The sequence below is a fragment of the Streptomyces solicavernae genome (assembly GCF_029968095.1).
Classification (GTDB): Bacteria; Actinomycetota; Actinomycetes; order Streptomycetales; family Streptomycetaceae; genus Streptomyces; species Streptomyces solicavernae.
The window spans coordinates 122,306-138,872 of record NZ_JASCIR010000017.1; the positions used below are offsets into that span (position 1 = coordinate 122,306).

A 16,567-nucleotide genomic window follows, 5' to 3' on the forward strand; every position below is an offset into this window, starting at 1 on the left:
GATTCATAATGCCAGCTTATGAATGGCGAGAAACTAGGTCTTGGACGTGATGAAGCGGGCGGCTCTAGCGTGAGGGCATGACCGACAGTTACGTGTACGCAGCGGCCAGGACGCCCTTCGGCCGGTTCGCCGGCGCCCTCGCGGGGGTCCGGCCGGACGACCTCGCGGCGCTCGCCGTGAACGGTGTCCTGGCCAAGGCTCCCGCCCTTGACCCGGCCGAGATCGGCGATGTCGTCTGGGGCAACGCCAACGGCGCCGGCGAGGACAACCGCAACGTGGGCCGGATGGCCGTACTCCTGGCGGGGCTGCCCACCTCGGTGCCGGCCACGACCGTCAACCGGCTGTGCGGGTCGTCCCTGGACGCGGCGATGATCGCCTCCCGCACCATCGAGTGCGGCGACGCGGACATCGTCCTTACCGGTGGCGTGGAGTCGATGAGCCGCGCCCCGTGGGTGCTGCCCAAGCCCGAACGGGCGTACCCCGCAGGGGACCTGAACGCCGTTTCGACCACCCTCGGCTGGCGGCTCGTCAACGAGCGGATGCCGAAGGAGTGGACGGTCTCCCTGGGCGAGGCCAACGAGCAGCTCGCCGAGCGCTTCACCGTCCCGCGCGAGCGGCAGGACGAGTTCGCCGCCCGCTCCCACCAGCTCGCCGACGCCGCCTGGACGGCCGGGTTCTACGACGACCTGGTGGTGCCGGTCGCGGTCGACCGCAAGGGCCGCCCGGCGCACGACGGCAAGGGCGGTACGACGGCCGACGGCGCGGGCAGCACGCTCACCCGGGACGAGGGCATCAGGCCCGGCTCTACGGCCGACAAGCTGGCCGGGCTGGGGCCGTCGTTCCGCCCCGACGGGGTGATCACCGCGGGCAACGCCTCGCCGCTGAGCGACGGGGCCTCGGCCGTGCTCCTCGGCTCGGCGGCCGCCGCCGCGCGGATCGGCACGGCGCCGCTGGCCCGTATCGCGGGGCGGGGGGTGTTCGCGCTCGACCCGCAGGAGTTCGGCTTCGCGCCGGTGGAGGCGGCGAACCGGGCGCTGCGCAGCGCGGGCATCACCTGGTCCGACGTCTCGGCGGTCGAGCTCAACGAGGCGTTCGCGGTGCAGGCGCTGGCCTGCGTGGATGCCTGGAAGGCCGACCCGTCGACCGTCAACACCAAGGGCGGCGCCATCGCGCTCGGCCACCCGCTCGGTGCCTCCGGCGGCCGTCTCCTGGGCACGCTGGCCCACCGGCTCAAGGAGTCCGGCGAGCGGTGGGGCCTCGCGGCGATCTGCATCGGCGTCGGCCAGGCGCTCGCCGTGGTCCTGGAGAACGTCACGGAGACCGGGATGGAGACGGGCCGATGAGCATGCAGCTGTGCGACCACGCCGACGAGGCGGTCGCCGACGTCGAGGACGGCTCGACCGTGCTGGTCGGAGGCTTCGGCATGGCCGGCATGCCGGTCGAGCTGATCGACGCCCTCATCCGCCAGGGCGCGACCGACCTGACCGTCGTCTCCAACAACGCGGGCAACGGCGACACCGGCCTCGCCGCGCTCCTCGCCAAGGGGCGGGTCCGCAAGGTCGTGTGCTCGTTCCCCCGGCAGGCCGACTCGTACGTCTTCGACGAGCTGTACCGGGCCGGAAAGATCGACCTTGAGGTCGTACCGCAGGGCAACCTCGCCGAGCGGATGCGGGCGGCCGGAGCCGGGATCGGGGCGTTCTACTGCCCCACCGGGGCCGGAACCCTGCTGGCCGAGGGCAAGGAGACCCGGGTCATCGACGGCCGTACGTACGTGCTGGAGTACCCGATCAAGGGCGATGTCGCGCTGATCGGCGCCCACCGGGCCGACCGCATGGGCAACCTCGTCTACCGCAAGACGGCCCGCAACTTCGGGCCCGTCATGGCCACGGCCGCGACCACCGTGATCGCACAGGTCCGGGAAGTGGTCGACACCGGCGCGCTCGACCCCGAGGCCGTGGTGACGCCGGGCATCTTTGTCGACCGAGTGGTGCAGGAGGCGGACCGCGCATGAACCAGACCAGTCAACTCACGCCTGTACAGGGCCCGTTGGGCAAGAACGACATCGCCGCGCTCATCGCCCGCGACATCCCCCAGGGCGCCTTCGTCAACCTCGGCATAGGTCAGCCCACCCTCGTCGCCGACCACCTGCCGGCCGACTCCGGCGTGGTGCTGCACACCGAGAACGGCATGCTCAACATGGGCCCCGCGGCCCGGGACGGTCAGGTCGACCCCGACCTGACCAACGCGGGCAAGGTGCCGGTCACCGAACTGCCCGGAGCCGCGTACTTCCACCACGCCGACTCCTTCGCCATGATGCGCGGCGGCCACCTGGACATCTGTGTACTCGGCGCTTTCCAGGTCTCCACGGCCGGCGACCTCGCCAACTGGCACACCGGCGCCCCGGACGCCATCCCCGCCGTGGGCGGGGCCATGGACCTGGCGATCGGCGCGAAGCAGGTCTTCGTGATGATGACCCTGTTCACCAAGGACGGAACACCCAAGCTGGTGCCCGAGTGCAGCTACCCGCTCACCGGCCTCGGCTGCGTCGACCGCGTCTACACCGACCTCGCCGTCTTCGACATCACGGCGGAGGGCATCTCGGTACGTGAAACCTTCGGCACGACCGTAGACGACCTCGCGACCCGCCTGAACCTGCCCCTCCTGCCGGCCACGGGCTGACCTCGCCCGCGTCGGGCGCCGACCGCGGCCCGGACCAGCTCCGGACCGCGGTCAGGGCCGCGCTCGTCGCCCGCAACACCTCAAGCCGTGAGGCACTCCGAGTCCGACACCCGCTGGCGTCCCGTCGCACCGGCAACGGGCGGTTCGCCGAGGGTGCGGAGGCGGAGGGTGCACCAGATGCCGATCGCGGAGATCGCCATGAGCATGGCCGCCGCCGGCCAGTAGTGGCCGCCCGCCGCGGCCGACAGCGAGACCGCCGCGAGCGGCGCGAAGCCGCCGAAGATCATGTTGCAGGCCTGGTAGGAGAGCGAGATGCCGGTGTAGCGGACGCGCGGGGCGAAGCCCTCGGCGAGGATCGCCGCGATCGGTCCGTACAGAGCGGACATCACGAGCCGCATGCCGAGCATCGCCGCGTAGATGAGGACGACGCTGCCCGTCCCCATGGCGAGGAACTGCGGCACCGACAGCACGATCACGCCCGCCAGACCGGCCACGACCACCTTGTGCGCGCCGACACGGTCGCCGAGCCACGACAGGCCCGGCGTGACGACCAGCTCCAGGAATGCCGCCAGGGTCAGCCCGTTGAGGAGCATCGACTCGGAGAGGTGCAGTTCCCCGGTGCCGTATGCGAGCAGGAAGCTGGTCACCACGTAGTAGCCGCCGGTGGCCGTGGCGAGGGCGAAGACGCCGGTGAGAACGGTGCGCCAGGCGGACTGGAAGACCTCGACGACGGGCAGCTTGTCCTGCCCGGTGTGTTCGGCCTTGATTTCCTTCATCACCGGGGCCTCCTCAAGCCGGAGGCGGATGACGAGCCCGATCACCACGAGGACCGCGGACGCGAGGAACGGCACGCGCCAGCCCCAGCTGGTGAAGGTCTCGCTGCCCCACAGGTTCATCAGGGAGAACGCACCGGTGGAGAGCAACGCCCCCACCGAAGAGCCGAGTTGGGCGAACGAACCGAAGAACGTGGCCCTGCCCTTCGGGGCGTTCTCGACGGCGACGAGGACAGCGCCGCCCCACTCGCCGCCGATCGCGATGCCCTGGACTCATCGACCTCGCCGCGCCGGTCTTCGGGCGCATCGCCGCGTTCGACCCGCACGCCGCCCCCGAGCGGTGGCCCGGGGGTGTCGAGCGGACCGGGAGCGTGGACGACCTCGCTGCGACCGCCGACCTGCTCTCCCTCCACCTCCCGCTGACCGACGGGACGCGGGGTCTGGTCGATGCGCGACTGCTCGGCCTGATGCGGCCCGGCGGCTTCCTCGTCAACGTCGCGCGCGGCGAACTCGTCGACCGGGACGCTCTGTTGGCCGCCGTGGACTCCGGGCGGCTCACCGGGGCGGCCGTGGACGTGTTCCCCGTGGAACCGCCGCCCACCGACGACCCACTGCGCCGCCACCCGCGCATTCGGCTCTCGCCGCACGTCGCCTACCTGTCCGGCACCTCGCACCGCGCGTACGTGTGCAAGCCCGCCGAGAACGTCATCGCCTGGCACCGTACGGGCCGGCCGCTGACCCCCGTCGTCGATCCCACCCGCTGAGGAACAGTCATGACCACGACTCCCCCGAGCCCAACGCCCCCGAGCCCAACCCTGTCGGCCCCCGTCGAGCCGTCCCCCGTCGAGCAGGAGCTTCGCCTCCGACGTGAACTGGCCGCCGTGTACCGGCTCGTGGCGCACTTCCGGATGACCGATCTGATCTTCACGCACATCTCGCTGCGCCTGCCGGGCCCGGACCACCACTTCCTCATCAACCCGTACGGGCTGCTCTTCGAGGAGATCACCGCGTCGAACCTGGTCAAGATCGACCTGGCGGGCAACCCGGTCGAGCCCACGCCGCACCCGGTCAACCCGGCCGGGTTCGTCATCCACAGCGCCATCCACGCGGCCCGCCCGGACGCCCACTGTGTGCTGCACACCCATACCAAGGCCGGCTGCGCCGTCGCCGCACAGCAGGGCGGACTGCTGCCGCTCAACCAGATGTCGATGGAGTTCCACGACCGGGTCGGCTACCACGACTACGAGGGCGTCGCGCTGAACCTGGAGGAGCAGCGGCGACTCGTCGCCGACCTCGGCGACCACCCGGCCCTCATCCTGCGCAACCATGGCCTGCTGACGGTCGGCGACAGCGCGGCCCGCGCGTTCCTGCGCATGTTCTACCTGGAGAAGGCCTGCGAGATCCAGGTGACCGCGCAGGCGGGCGGCGTCCCGCTGGTCGTCCCGCCCGCCGATGTCTGCGAGTACACCGCGAGGCAGCTGGCCGGCGAGGCGGAGGCCGACTTCGAGGACACGGACGCCTACGACCTCGCCTGGGCGGCCATGCTCCGCCTGCTCGACCGGACCTGCCCCGACTACAAGAGCTGACGCGACGTAAGCCTGACGGGCGACGGCCTGGTCACGGCATCGGGGGCAGCTCCGACGCCGTGGCCGGCTCGGCGTAGTCCCGCACCATCCGCAGGGCCGTCGCCCGGTCGAACGCCGGGTCGTGAGCGATGCCCGGAACCCCAGGTAGTCCTCAAGGGCCATGGGTCGGGGCGACGTCGAGCGCCTTGCCGGACAGGGAGCACTGTCCGGGGGCCCGGCCGCCTCACTCTCGCCCAGGCACGTGTTCTTTGCCGCGGGCGCCGGCAGCCTGTGCGTCCTCGGCTTCGGCCCGCACATCGGCTTCGAGGGCACCGCCATCTACGCGGAAGAGGCGAAGCTGCCCGAGGACACGGTGCCCGTCAACAGACCTCAGCTCCCCCGCTCCCCCGAGGCGCGGTCCCGCACAGCCGGGGCCGCGCCTCGTCCTGTTTTGACCCAAGCCCCGCCCGGCCGATGGTTCGATTCACCGTCCGTACGAACGGAAAATGACCTTAGGGGCGAACTCTCGACCGAGCGGTTGACTTCCTCGTGACCGTCTCCTTATCGTCATGCCCTCGCACCCAGGTGGCACCGACACACCCGCCGGCCCGACCGGCCAGTGCTCGGCCGCCCCTCCCCAGGAGAGCTCTCATGACGTCTGTTTCCGCGCCGCCGGCGCCCACCACCACCGGCAACTCACTGACACGCGTCGTCGCCGCCTCGATGGTGGGGACCGTGATCGAGTGGTACGACTTCTTCATATTCGGGGCGATGTCGGCACTCGTGCTCGGCCCGGTCTTCTTCCCCAGCGACAACACGGCGGTGAGCACCTTCGCCGCCCTGGCCACCTTCGCCGTGGCGTTCTTCGTGCGGCCGCTCGGCGCCGTGGTGCTCGGCCACTTCGGCGACCGGGTGGGCAGGCGCTCCCCGCTGGTCGTGGCCCTGCTGCTCATGGGCGTGTCCACGATGGTCGTCGGCCTGCTGCCCACCTACAGCCAGGTGGGGGCCCTCGCCCCGACGCTGCTGGTGCTGTGCCGGGTGGTCCAGGGCTTCGCCCTCGGCGGCGAGTACGGCGGGGCCGTGCTGATGGTCGTCGAGAACGCGCAGGCCAAGAACCGCCGCGGGTTCTTCGGCGCCTTCCTGGGAGCCGCCTCCCCCATCGGCTTCCTGCTGGCCACCGCGGTCATCACGCTGACCGGACTGCTGAGCACCGAGGAGCAGATGGCCACATGGGGCTGGCGCATCCCGTTCCTGACCAGCGCGATCATGGTCGGCATCGGCCTCTACATCCGGCTCAAGCTTGAGGAGTCCGACTCGTTCAAGCAGCTCCAGGCACAGGCGGAGGCCAGCCCCGCCACCGTGCGGCGGGCGCCCTTCTTCGACATGCTGCGCAGCCACCCGGTCGAGGTGCTCAAGTCGATCACCGTCCCCCTGGGCGTGCACACCGGCTACTACATGACGACCGTGTTCCTGCTCTCCTTCGCCCGGGACCACGGAGGCTTCTCGGTGGACGAGGCGAGCTCGATGGTGATGCTGGCCGCGGTGTCCTTCCTGACCTTCATCCTCGTCGGCGGGCACTGGTCGGACAGGGCCCCGCGCTGGGTCCCGATGGTGGTCGGGCTGGCCGGATTCGCAGGCTCGGTCTTCGCCATGTTCCCGATGGTGTCCTCCGGCAGCTACTGGACCGCCGCGCTCGCCTTCGCCCTCGGCCTGGCCTTCATGGGCCTGCTCTACGGCCCGCTGAACACGTACATGGCCGAGCTCTTCCGCGGCGCCGTGCGCTACACCGGGGTCTCCTTCGGCTACCAGGTCGCGGGCGCGGTCGCCGGCGGGCTCACTCCGGTGATCGCCGTGCCCCTGCTCGCGCAGACCGGCAGCCACGTGCCCGTCGCCGGCTTCGCCGCCATTGTCATGGTCATCTCGTTCTCCGGCCTGATGCTGCGACGGAACCGGTCCAACTGGCAGCACTCCTGACCAGCGCCACTGTTCGAAAGATCGCCCACCCCTCAGAGAGATGGACCATAGTGCCTAAAAAGAAACCGCCAAGACGAAAAATCGACCGAAGGGTTGAGTTCAGTGCGAAGTCGCTCTACGTTGGTGAAGTCCCCAGCGAAGTGGCGCCCCCTCCAGGCCCAAGGAACGAACGTGAAATTCACTGACTACGAACGCCTGCTCGTCGAGCGCCGAGAAGACGGCGTCCTGCTCATCACCATGAACCGGCCGGAGAAGTACAACGCCACCGATGCCCGCATGCATGAGGAGCTGGCCCGCATCTGGACCGACGTGTCCGCGGACACGGAGACCCGGGTCGCGGTCGTGACGGGCGCCGGCAAGGCGTTCTCGGCGGGCGGCGACCTCGGCTGGGTCGAGGACACCGCCGGCGACTACGAGAAAGTGGCGCACCTGCTGCGCGAGATGAGCGACCTCGTCTACGGCATGGTCAACTGCGAGAAGCCCATCGTCTCGGCCATCAACGGGGTCGCCGTCGGCGCCGGGGCCGTGGTCGGGCTCCTCGCGGACATCTCCGTCTGCGCGGACGACGCGAAGATCGGCGACGGTCACGTCAAGCTCGGCGTCGCCGCGGGCGACCACGCCGCGCTCATCTGGCCCCTCCTCTGCGGAATGGCCAAGGCCCGCTACTACCTGATGACCGGCGACATGCTCAGCGGGGCGGAGGCCGAGCGGATCGGCCTTGTCAGCAAGGCGCTGCCGCGCGAGCAGGTGCTCGACGAGGCACTGCGCGTCGCGGGCGGCCTGGCGACCGGGTCCCAGCACTCGATCCGATGGACCAAGAAGGCGCTCAACAACTGGCTCAAGATGGCCGGCCCGATCTTCGACCAGGGTGCCGCCTACGAAGTGCTCGGCTTCCTCGGCGACGACATCGGCGAAGGCATCGCCGCGCTCCGGGAGAAGCGGGCCCCCGCGTTCCCGTCCGCGCGGGTGTCCAAGGGCGGGGAGTGACCGGCATGGACAAGGTCTACGCAAGCGCGGCCGCCGCGGTCGCCGACATACCCGACGGCTCGTCCCTCGCGGTCGGCGGGTTCGGCGTCTGCGGGATTCCGTCCGCGCTCATCGGCGCCCTCATGGACCAGGGTGCGGCGGATCTCGAAGTGGTCTCCAACAACGCGGGCATCGACGGCGTCGGCCTCGGCATCCTGCTGGCCGCGCGCCGGCTGCGGCGCGTCGTCTCCTCGTACGTCGGCGAGAACAAGGAGTTCGCGCGGCAGTACCTGGAGGGCGAGCTGGAGGTCGAGCTGACCCCCCAGGGCACCCTCGCGGAGCGGTTGCGCGCCGGCGGCGCCGGGATCCCCGGCTTCTACACGCGCACCGGTGCCGGCACCCAGGTCGCCGAGGGTGGACTGCCCTGGAGGTACGACGCCGACGGCAACGTCGCGGTCACCTCGCCGGCCAAGGACGTACGCGTCTTCGAGACCTTCGGCGAGCGGTACGGATACGTCCTGGAGGAGGCGATCGTCCCCGACTTCGCCCTGGTCCGCGCCGCGCGCGGCGACCGGCACGGCAACCTCGCCTTCCACGCCGCCGCACGCAACTTCAACCCGCTCGCCGCGATGGCGGGCCGGACCACGATCGTCGAGGTCGAGGAGCTCGTCGAGCCCGGCGAGATCGCCCCCGACGACATCCACCTGCCCGGCATCTACGTCCACCGGGTCGTCGAGCTGACCCCGGAGCAGGCGGCGGACAAGCTCATCGAGCGGCTGACCGTGCGCGAGCGCGAGAACAGCGCGCAGCACAGCGCTCAGGAGGGACAGCACTGATGGCACGCACCCGCGAAAAGGTCGCCGCCCGCGCGGCCCAGGAACTGCAGGACGGGCAGTACGTCAACCTCGGCATCGGGGTCCCGACCCTGGTTCCCACACACGTGCCCGCGGGCCGGCACATCGTCTTCCACTCGGAGAACGGTCTTCTGGGCTTCGGCCCCCACCCGTACCGCGGCGACGAGGACCCCGACCTCATCAACGCGGGCAAGGAGCCCACCACGATGCTCCCGGGCGGTGTGTACTTCGACTCGGCCGAGAGCTTCGGCATGATCCGCGGCGGCAAGCTCGACGTCACCATGCTCGGCGCCCTGCAGGTCTCGGGCCGGGGAGACCTCGCGAACTGGATGATCCCCGGCAAGATGGTCAAGGGCATGGGCGGCGCCATGGACCTCGTGCACGGCGCCAGGCGGGTGATCGTGCTCATGGACCACGTCGCCAAGGACGGCAGCTTCAAGATCCTCCCGGAGTGCACCCTGCCCTTCACCGGCAAGGGCGTCGTGGACCGGATCATCACCGACCTCGCCGTGCTCGACGTGACTCCGCGCGGACTGCTGCTGCAGGAGTGCGCACCCGGCGTCTGGGTCGAGGAGGTCCGGGAGAAGACCGGCGTCCCCCTCGTCGTACCGGAGCACGTCGAGGTCGTCCCGTCCCGGTAGTGGACGAGCGCGGAGCGAGGAGGAGTCTGATGACAGACATTGCGTGGATCGGCCTGGGAACCATGGGGCTGCCCATGGCCCGCAACCTTGTCTCGGCGGGCCACCGTGTCCTCGGGGTCGACGTGGTCCCCGAGGCCCGGCGCGAAGCTGCCGGGCAGGGAATCGAGGTGGTCGACAGCGTGGCCAAGGCCGTGGCGACCGCCGAGACCGTCTTCACCATGCTGCCTTCGGGCGGGCACGTGCGAGCGGTCTTCCTGGGGGATGACGGCATCCTGGCCCATGTCCGCAAGGGCGCGCTCGTCGTCGACACCTCCACCGTCGACGTCGCCACGAGCCGGTGGTGCCACGAGCGCGCGGCGGAACACGCCATCGATTTCGTCGACTCCCCCGTTTCGGGCGGCGTACCCGGCGCCGAGCGCGGCACGCTCACCTGGATGATGGGCGGCCGCGCCACGGCCAAACAACGACTCCGGGAGACAGCCGCCCCCATGGCCGCGGAGATCATCGACGTCGGTGACGCCACAGCGGGGATCGCGGCGAAGATCTGCAACAACCTCATGCTGTTCATCAACATGATGGCCGTCGCCGAGGGGAGCCAGCTCGCCGGGCACCTCGGCCTCGACCAGCGGGCCTTCTGGGAGATCGCCTCGGTCTCCTCCAGCCGGTCATGGGCCCTGGAGAACTGGTACCCGGTGCCGGGAGTCGTGCCCAGTGCGCCCGCCAGCCATGGGTTCGCGCCCTCCTTCCCTGTCACCGGCGCCTTCAAGGACGTCCAGCTCGCTCTCCAAGCGGGCCACGACCTCGACCTGGCGGGCGCGAATCTGGTCGCCGAACGGCTCCAGGCGCTGATCGACGAAGGCCTGGGTGATCGCGACTGCACCCTGATCGCCAAGCTCTCTTCGCCTCATGCATGAGTTCGCCTTATGCGTGAGTTCGCCTTATGCGTGAGTTCGCCTCATGCGTGAGTTCGCCTCATGCATAAGGCAGGGACGACCGCAGCCGGGGCACCGGCGGCACACAGCGTGCAGCCGGCCGTCGGGCTCAGCCGGCCATGGTGAGGCCGCCGCTGACGCTGAGGACCTGACCGGTGACGAACCTGGCCCGGTCCGAGGCGAAGAAGAGCACCGCGTCGGCCACTTCCTCGGGCGTGCCCAGGCGCCGGAACGGAATGGCCTTGACCAGCCCGGTCCGGATCTTTTCCGGCAGGGTGGCGAACAGCGGAGTGTCGGTCGGCCCCGGGCAGACACAGTTGACGTTGATCTGGTGGCGTGCCATCTCGCGGGCCAGGGACTTCGTGAACGCGATGATGCCGCCCTTCGTCCCGGAGTACACCGTCTCCCCGGTACTTCCGACCCGGCCGGCATCACTCGCGATGTTGACGACCTTGGCCGTCCTGCCCTCGGCGAGGACCGCCTGCAGGAACGCGTGGCTGAGCCGGACGGGTCCGAGGAAGTTGACCGAGACCAGCGAGGTCCAGAGTGCGTCGTCGTTGGCCATGAACGGCTCCACCCGGTCCCAGCCTGCGGCGTTGACGATGACATCGGGCAGGCCGTGCGCCGCGATGACGGCGTCGCGGAGCGCGAGAATGCTGCCGGGATCGGTCAGGTCGACCTCGTGGAGACTCGCCCGGCCACCTATGGTCGCGACAGTCTCCTGCGCGCCGTCCCGGTTCAGGTCCGCCACGGCGACGGTTGCACCGGCGTCGGCCAGGCACACCGCGATCGCCCGGCCGATGCCCGACGCTCCACCGGTGACCAGTGCGACCTTGTTCGTCAGATTCATCGGCCTTCTCCTCTTACACGAAACGCGTTTTACACGAAACGCGTTGCACCGCTCAGGTCAGTCGATGGCGACGCTCGCTGCCGGCCCTGCGAGCTTTTGGTGGCAACCGTAGGCCGCAAGAACCAAACATTCAACCAGTCAGTCGACTTCCCTCCCTAAAGGTCGATTCACCGGCACGTCGGTCACATAACTGCCTCTGCGGATGGTTTGCCGAACGGGCGAACCATCACGTGGTAGGCTGGCCGCGGCCGCGCCACCGCGTGGCCACCGACGAGGGGAGCTGGGGCGCGGTGCCGAGCAGGAATGGAGCTGAGACCGCGGAGCGGGACTCGGACAAGCCCGGGGCCAGCCGACTGTCCCGACGTCGCGATCGCCGCAAGGCCGAGATCGTCCGCACGGCTACCGAGCTTCTTTCCTCGTACGGCTATCAGGGCATGAGCCTCGAAGGCGTGGCCGAGCGCACCGACATCGCCAAGGCCACGCTGTACCACTACTTCGCCAGCAAGGACGATCTGGTGAGCGCGGCCCTGGAGTCGCTCACGGAAGAGGTTCTGACCCGGCTCGACGCTCGTCGACGTACAGTCTCGGACGCATCCGCCACCGAGCAGCTGCGCGCCCTGGTGGATGAGCAGATCCTCATCCTCACGGAGACGGCCCCCGAGGTCGCCACGGTGTTCTCGTGGCCCAAGTCGTGGCCTGAACTCTTCGACGAGCCGATGAAGGACATGCGCCGACGGCACGACGCGGTGTTCCGCACCGTCGCCGAGGAAGGCCTTCGCCGCGGCGAATTCAACTGCAGCAACATCAACGTGGCCCTGCAGTGCCTGCACGGCATCCTCAACCAGTCGTCGGTGTGGATCCGGCCGGGTGTGGTCGCCGACCACGCCGCCCTGCGCCGCGACGTCGTCGACTGCGCCCTTCGCCTCTTCGTCTGACGCCACACCTTTCGTCTGACGCCACAGCGCGGTCGGAGGCTCGGGGACACACCGCGGGGCTGCGCGGATTCCGCATGCCTGGCGGTCCGCCGGACGTCAGCCCTGCCCACTGAGGTTCGCCGTCCGCGGTCTCGCTTCTTCCCGGAGCGCCGGACGGCGGAAGGACGCTGCCCGGGAGGGCCCGCGCGCCCTCGCGGGCGGGTGGCACCTGTGACGGGCCGCTCACCAGCGATCCGGCTCCCCCCACCCGTAACACCACACCGAACACTCCAAGCCACCTGCCCCGCAGGCCCGAGGAGCCCCCATGCAACTCGCCGCGATCATTGTGTCGCTGACCCTGACCGTGGTCGGCGTTGCGCTCATCTCCCGAGCCGTCGCGCAGATCTACCGCTTCGTCAAGCTGGGCCGGCCGGTGCCCGCCGGCAGCCGCACCGACCGCCCCAAGGCTCGGACGATCACCCTGGTCAGGGAGTTCCTCGGCCATACCCGGATGAACCGCTGGGGCATCGTCGGCTTCGCGCACTGGTTCGTCGCCGTCGGATTCCTGACCCTGCCGCCCACCCTGGTGCAGGCGTTCGGGCAGCTCTTCGAGCCGGACTGGGTGCTCCCGGTCATCGGCGGCTTCCTGCCCTTCGAGCTCTACATCGAGTTCATCGGTGTCATGACGATCCTCGGCATCGCCGTGCTGATGGCGATCCGGCTGCTGAGCCTGCCCTCACGGGCCGGCCGCAAGTCGCGTTTCGCGGGCTCCAAGGCCTGGCAGGCGTACTTCGTCGAGTACGTCATCCTGACCATCGGCCTGGCGATCTACGTGCTGCGCGGCCTTGAGGGTGCCATCCACGGCGTCGAGCACTACGAGGCGGCGTACTTCGCCTCGTACCCGCTGATCCTCGCCTTCAAGGGCCTGAGCGTGACGACTCTCCAGACGCTGATCTACTTCACGGCGATGGTGAAGATCAGCACCTCCTTCATCTGGGCCATCACGGTCGCGCTCAACACGAACATGGGTGTGGCCTGGCACCGGTTCCTGGCCTTCCCGAACATCTGGTTCAAGCGGAACGCGACCGGCGAGACCTCGCTCGGTGCGCTGCTGCCGATGACCTCGGGCGGCAAGGAGATCGACTTCGAGGACCCGGGCGAGGACGACACGTTCGGCGTCAGCCAGGTCGAGCAGTTCTCCTGGAAGGGCCTCCTCGACTTTTCCACGTGTACGGAGTGCGGTCGCTGCCAGTCGCAGTGCCCGGCCTGGAACACGGGCAAGCCGCTCTCGCCGAAGCTGCTGATCATGTCGCTGCGCGACCACGCGCACGCCAAGGCGCCGTATCTCCTTGCGGGGGAGGCGAGTTCGGAGACGGAGCGTCCGCTGATCGGTACGGCTGAAGAGAACGGTGTGATCGACCCGGACGTGCTGTGGTCCTGCACGACCTGTGGTGCCTGTGTCGAGCAGTGCCCGGTCGACATCGAGCACGTCGACCACATCGTCGACATGCGCCGCTACCAGGTGATGATCGAGTCCGCGTTCCCGTCCGAGGCGGGCACCATGCTCAAGAACCTGGAGAAGAAGGGCAACCCCTGGGGTCTGGCGAAGAAGCAGCGCCTGGAGTGGACACAAGAGCTGCTGCGGGAGGGAGCCGACTTCGAGGTGCCGGTCGTCGGCAAGACGATCGACGACCTCACCGAGGTCGAGTACCTGTACTGGGTCGGCTGCGCCGGCGCCCTGGAGGACCGCGCGAAGAAGACCACCAAGGCCTTCGCCGAGCTGCTGCACATCGCGGGCGTCAAGTTCGCGATCATGGGCGGCGACGAGAAGTGCACCGGCGACTCCGCCCGCCGCCTCGGCAACGAGCCCCTCTTCCAGGAGCTCGGCATGGAGAACGTCGCCACGCTCAACGCGGCGTTCGGCGAGTCCCTCGCAGAGGACGGCTCCGTGGACGAGACGACTCGTAAGCCCAAGGCCGCGAAGAAGATCGTCGCGACCTGCCCGCACTGCCTCAACACCCTCGGCAACGAGTACCCGCAGCTCGGCGGCGACTACGAAGTCATCCACCACACCCAGCTGCTCCAGCACCTCATCGACGAGGGCAAGCTCATCCCCGTCACCCCCGTCGAGGGCCTGATCACCTACCACGACCCCTGCTACCTGGGACGCCACAACAAGATCTACACGCCCCCGCGCGAGATCATCGGCAAGGTCCCGGGCCTCCGCAACGAGGAAATGCACCGCCACAAGGAGCGCGGCTTCTGCTGCGGCGCCGGCGGCGCCCGCATGTGGATGGAAGAGCGCATCGGCAAGCGCATCAACACGGAACGTGTGGACGAGGCGCTGTCCCTCAACCCGGACATCGTCTCCACTGCCTGCCCGTTCTGCCTCGTCATGCTCACCGACTCCGTCAACGGCAAGAAGGCTGCAGCCGAAAGCGGCTCCGCCGCGGGCGTCAAGGCCAAGGAATCCCTCCAGGTCGTCGACGTCTCGCAGCTCCTGCTCGAATCAGTCAAAACGCCGATCGACCAGGGCACCGGACAACTTTCAACCGGTCGGTAGATTAATCGGCGGTCTAGTCGTATGGCCGTATGTGTGGTTGGGTTTGTGGTGCAGCCTTCCTTCGATGGGACCCAGGATGAAGGAGACCGTCATGACCATTCCTGAGACCCATGCCCCGCTGGCCGAACTCCTCGACGGCCAGCACACCCCGGTCACCGACGCCGACGCCGAGGCCTGGCGGGCCGCCGGCTGGTGGGAAGAGCGGTCGATCCGGTCGCTGCTGACCGAGGCGGCGCAGAAGCGTCCGGACCGGGTGGCGCTCGTGGGGCGACGCACGGACGGGAGCCGGGTGAGCCGCACGTACGCGCAGTTCGACGCGGGCGCCCACCACGCGGCGAGCGTCCTCGCCTCCCTCGGCGTCGGGCCGGGCGACTCCGTCGTGCTGATGCTTCCCAACTGGGTGGAGTACCCCGAGCTGGTCTTCGGCATCAACGAGCTCGGTGCGGTCTACGCGGGCATTCCGGTGGCGTACGGCGAGCTCCAGGCGGCCGCGATCGTGCGCCGCAGCAAGGCCAGGGTGCTGGTGATCCCGCGACGGTGGCGCAGCACCGAGCACCTGGAACTCTCCCGCCGACTGCGCGCCGGGATTCCGACGCTCCAGCACGTCATCGTCCTCGACGACGACGGGTCGGACCTCCGCGAGGGCGAGTCGCTGTGGTCCAGTCACGCCGATGTGCCCCGGCGGACGTTCCCCGAGCCGGTTCCCAGCCGGGTCTGCTATCTCGGCTTCACCTCCGGCACCACGGGTGAGCCGAAGGGCGCGATGCACAGCCACAACACGCTCATCTACGCGATCCGCCGCCAGGTCGAGCATGTCGGCCCGGCGGTCTACGGCGACCCGATGGTCCACCTGGTCGCCTCGCCCGCCGGCCACAACACCGGCTTCGCGTTCGGCATCGTCCTGACCGTGCTGGTCGCGGGCACCGCGGTGCACGTCGACCGGTGGGACCCGGACTGGGGGGTGCGGGTGATCCGCGAGGAGGCCGTCACCGCGTTCTTCGGCGCGCCCACCTTCCTCCAGGACATGCTGCGCACCGACCTGGCCGGCGACCCCGACTGCCCGCTGAAGTGCCTTGTGATCGCCGGTTCGCCGGTGCCGCGCAACCTTCCCGCGCAGGCCCAGAAGGCACTCGGCGCCTACATGTCCCCGGCCTGGGGCATGACCGAGTGCACCATCATGAGCTCCTGCACACCCGCCGAGCCGGCCGCAGTCCAGCGCACCGACGGCTCGGTCTTCGCCGGCTCCGAGGTCCGCGTCGTCGGCCCCGACGGCCGCGACGTGCCCACCGGAGTGATCGGTGACCTGCTGATGCGCGGCCCGGGCCTCGTGTACGGCTACTTCGACCGGCCCGACGCGACCGACGAGGCCTACCTGCCCGGCCTGTGGTTCAAGACCGGCGACCGGGCCAGTCTCGACGAGCACGGCTGGCTGTCGCTGCGCGGGCGCAGCAAGGACCTCATCATCCGGGGCGGCGAGAACATCCCGGTCACCGACGTCGAATCGGTCGTGTTCGACCACCCCGACGTGGTGAACGTGGCCCTGGTCGGCGTCCCCGACGAGCGGCTGGGCGAGCGGATCTGCGCGGTACTGGAGATCAGGGCAGGCCGTCCCGAACTGACCGTCGACACCCTGGCGGACTACCTGCTCGCCCGGGGGCTGTCCAAGCACTTCCTCCCCGAGCGCGTGAAGTGCGTGCCGGAGCTCCCGATGACGCCCAGCGGGAAGATCCAGAAGTTCAAGCTCCGGGAAATGATCGCGTGACCTCCCGGCCTCCCCTCAGAAGCAGGTCCTGGGCCGACGCCACAGCGCCGGCCCAGGACCGCTGTTTCGGCTACCACAACTCGGTTAGCTCCTA

15 protein-coding genes are annotated in these 16,567 nt (G+C 69.5%); 13 read left to right on the forward strand and 2 right to left on the reverse strand.

Annotated elements, in window-relative coordinates:
• Positions 1–77 precede the first annotated feature (77 nt).
• The 3 genes from QIS99_RS20320 to QIS99_RS20330 are packed head-to-tail and all read left to right on the forward strand — an operon-like array spanning position 78 to position 2,679.
• Positions 78–1,343 (forward strand): thiolase family protein, encoded by a 1,266-nt coding sequence (locus QIS99_RS20320; RefSeq protein WP_282514981.1) that lies wholly within the window; start codon positions 78–80, stop codon positions 1,341–1,343.
• Positions 1,340–2,011, forward strand: coding sequence for a 3-oxoacid CoA-transferase subunit A (locus tag QIS99_RS20325; RefSeq protein ID WP_282514982.1), 672 nt, complete (start codon positions 1,340–1,342; stop codon positions 2,009–2,011). Before QIS99_RS20320 ends, QIS99_RS20325 begins: the two co-directional genes overlap by 4 nt.
• Positions 2,008–2,679 (forward strand): 3-oxoacid CoA-transferase subunit B, encoded by a 672-nt coding sequence (locus QIS99_RS20330; RefSeq protein ID WP_282514983.1) that lies wholly within the window; start codon positions 2,008–2,010, stop codon positions 2,677–2,679. Before QIS99_RS20325 ends, QIS99_RS20330 begins: the two co-directional genes overlap by 4 nt.
• A gap of 80 nt (positions 2,680–2,759) precedes the next feature.
• Here the strand turns inward: QIS99_RS20330 and QIS99_RS20335 are convergent, their stop codons facing one another.
• The gene (locus QIS99_RS20335) at positions 2,760–3,716 is read right to left on the reverse strand and encodes an MFS transporter (protein ID WP_349017314.1); all 957 of its coding nucleotides are present in this window, start codon (positions 3,714–3,716) and stop codon (positions 2,760–2,762) included.
• Positions 3,717–3,757: 41 nt separating this feature from the next.
• Here QIS99_RS20335 and QIS99_RS20340 point away from each other — a divergent pair, with 41 nt between their 5' ends.
• The 7 genes from QIS99_RS20340 (at position 3,758) to QIS99_RS20370 (ending at position 10,366) form a co-directional block, all read left to right on the forward strand.
• Positions 3,758–4,216 carry an NAD(P)-dependent oxidoreductase gene (locus tag QIS99_RS20340; protein ID WP_282515003.1) on the forward strand — a complete coding sequence of 153 codons (459 nt, stop codon included), beginning with the start codon at positions 3,758–3,760 and terminating at the stop codon, positions 4,214–4,216.
• Positions 4,217–4,225: 9 nt separating this feature from the next.
• Positions 4,226–5,038 carry a class II aldolase/adducin family protein gene (locus tag QIS99_RS20345; protein ID WP_282514984.1) on the forward strand — a complete coding sequence of 271 codons (813 nt, stop codon included), beginning with the start codon at positions 4,226–4,228 and terminating at the stop codon, positions 5,036–5,038.
• Positions 5,039–5,668: 630 nt separating this feature from the next.
• A complete protein-coding gene (locus QIS99_RS20350) occupies positions 5,669–6,991 on the forward strand; it encodes an MFS transporter (protein ID WP_282514985.1) in 1,323 nt (440 codons plus the stop codon).
• Between the two features lie 171 nt (positions 6,992–7,162).
• Positions 7,163–7,978, forward strand: a complete 816-nt coding sequence (locus QIS99_RS20355; protein WP_282514986.1) for an enoyl-CoA hydratase/isomerase family protein — start codon at positions 7,163–7,165, stop codon at positions 7,976–7,978.
• Between the two features lie 5 nt (positions 7,979–7,983).
• Positions 7,984–8,793, forward strand: coding sequence for a CoA transferase subunit A (locus QIS99_RS20360; protein ID WP_282514987.1), 810 nt, complete (start codon positions 7,984–7,986; stop codon positions 8,791–8,793).
• On the forward strand, positions 8,793–9,452 hold the full coding sequence (locus tag QIS99_RS20365) for a CoA transferase subunit B (protein WP_282514988.1): 660 nt from the start codon (positions 8,793–8,795) through the stop codon (positions 9,450–9,452). Before QIS99_RS20360 ends, QIS99_RS20365 begins: the two co-directional genes overlap by 1 nt.
• A 29-nt stretch (positions 9,453–9,481) precedes the next feature.
• The gene (locus tag QIS99_RS20370; RefSeq protein WP_282514989.1) at positions 9,482–10,366 is read left to right on the forward strand and encodes an NAD(P)-dependent oxidoreductase; all 885 of its coding nucleotides are present in this window, start codon (positions 9,482–9,484) and stop codon (positions 10,364–10,366) included.
• Between the two features lie 127 nt (positions 10,367–10,493).
• Here the strand turns inward: QIS99_RS20370 and QIS99_RS20375 are convergent, their stop codons facing one another.
• On the reverse strand, positions 10,494–11,234 hold the full coding sequence (locus QIS99_RS20375; RefSeq protein WP_282514990.1) for an SDR family NAD(P)-dependent oxidoreductase: 741 nt from the start codon (positions 11,232–11,234) through the stop codon (positions 10,494–10,496).
• A 290-nt stretch (positions 11,235–11,524) separates the two neighbouring features.
• Here QIS99_RS20375 and QIS99_RS20380 point away from each other — a divergent pair, with 290 nt between their 5' ends.
• From QIS99_RS20380 to QIS99_RS20390, 3 genes are all read left to right on the forward strand, one after another.
• A complete protein-coding gene (locus tag QIS99_RS20380; RefSeq protein ID WP_282514991.1) occupies positions 11,525–12,169 on the forward strand; it encodes a TetR/AcrR family transcriptional regulator in 645 nt (214 codons plus the stop codon).
• A 304-nt stretch (positions 12,170–12,473) separates the two neighbouring features.
• Positions 12,474–14,711, forward strand: coding sequence for a (Fe-S)-binding protein (locus QIS99_RS20385; RefSeq protein WP_282514992.1), 2,238 nt, complete (start codon positions 12,474–12,476; stop codon positions 14,709–14,711).
• A gap of 91 nt (positions 14,712–14,802) precedes the next feature.
• Positions 14,803–16,473: an AMP-binding protein gene (locus tag QIS99_RS20390; RefSeq protein WP_282514993.1), complete on the forward strand. Its 1,671-nt coding sequence runs from the start codon at positions 14,803–14,805 to the stop codon at positions 16,471–16,473.
• Positions 16,474–16,567: the final 94 nt, after the last annotated feature.

Excerpts from the sequence above, each read along its gene's own strand:
- QIS99_RS20330 (WP_282514983.1), top strand. The coding sequence starts at position 2,008 with ATGAACCAGACCAGTCAACTCACGCCTGTACAGGGCCCGTTGGGCAAG.
- QIS99_RS20325 (WP_282514982.1), top strand. The coding sequence starts at position 1,340 with ATGAGCATGCAGCTGTGCGACCACGCCGACGAGGCGGTCGCCGACGTC.
- QIS99_RS20370 (WP_282514989.1), top strand. The coding sequence starts at position 9,482 with ATGACAGACATTGCGTGGATCGGCCTGGGAACCATGGGGCTGCCCATG.
- QIS99_RS20375 (WP_282514990.1), bottom strand. The coding sequence starts at position 11,234 with ATGAATCTGACGAACAAGGTCGCACTGGTCACCGGTGGAGCGTCGGGC.
- QIS99_RS20385 (WP_282514992.1), top strand. The coding sequence starts at position 12,474 with ATGCAACTCGCCGCGATCATTGTGTCGCTGACCCTGACCGTGGTCGGC.
- QIS99_RS20390 (WP_282514993.1), top strand. The coding sequence starts at position 14,803 with ATGACCATTCCTGAGACCCATGCCCCGCTGGCCGAACTCCTCGACGGC.
- QIS99_RS20320 (WP_282514981.1), top strand. The coding sequence starts at position 78 with ATGACCGACAGTTACGTGTACGCAGCGGCCAGGACGCCCTTCGGCCGG.
- QIS99_RS20365 (WP_282514988.1), top strand. The coding sequence starts at position 8,793 with ATGGCACGCACCCGCGAAAAGGTCGCCGCCCGCGCGGCCCAGGAACTG.
- QIS99_RS20360 (WP_282514987.1), top strand. The coding sequence starts at position 7,984 with ATGGACAAGGTCTACGCAAGCGCGGCCGCCGCGGTCGCCGACATACCC.
- QIS99_RS20345 (WP_282514984.1), top strand. The coding sequence starts at position 4,226 with ATGACCACGACTCCCCCGAGCCCAACGCCCCCGAGCCCAACCCTGTCG.
- QIS99_RS20350 (WP_282514985.1), top strand. The coding sequence starts at position 5,669 with ATGACGTCTGTTTCCGCGCCGCCGGCGCCCACCACCACCGGCAACTCA.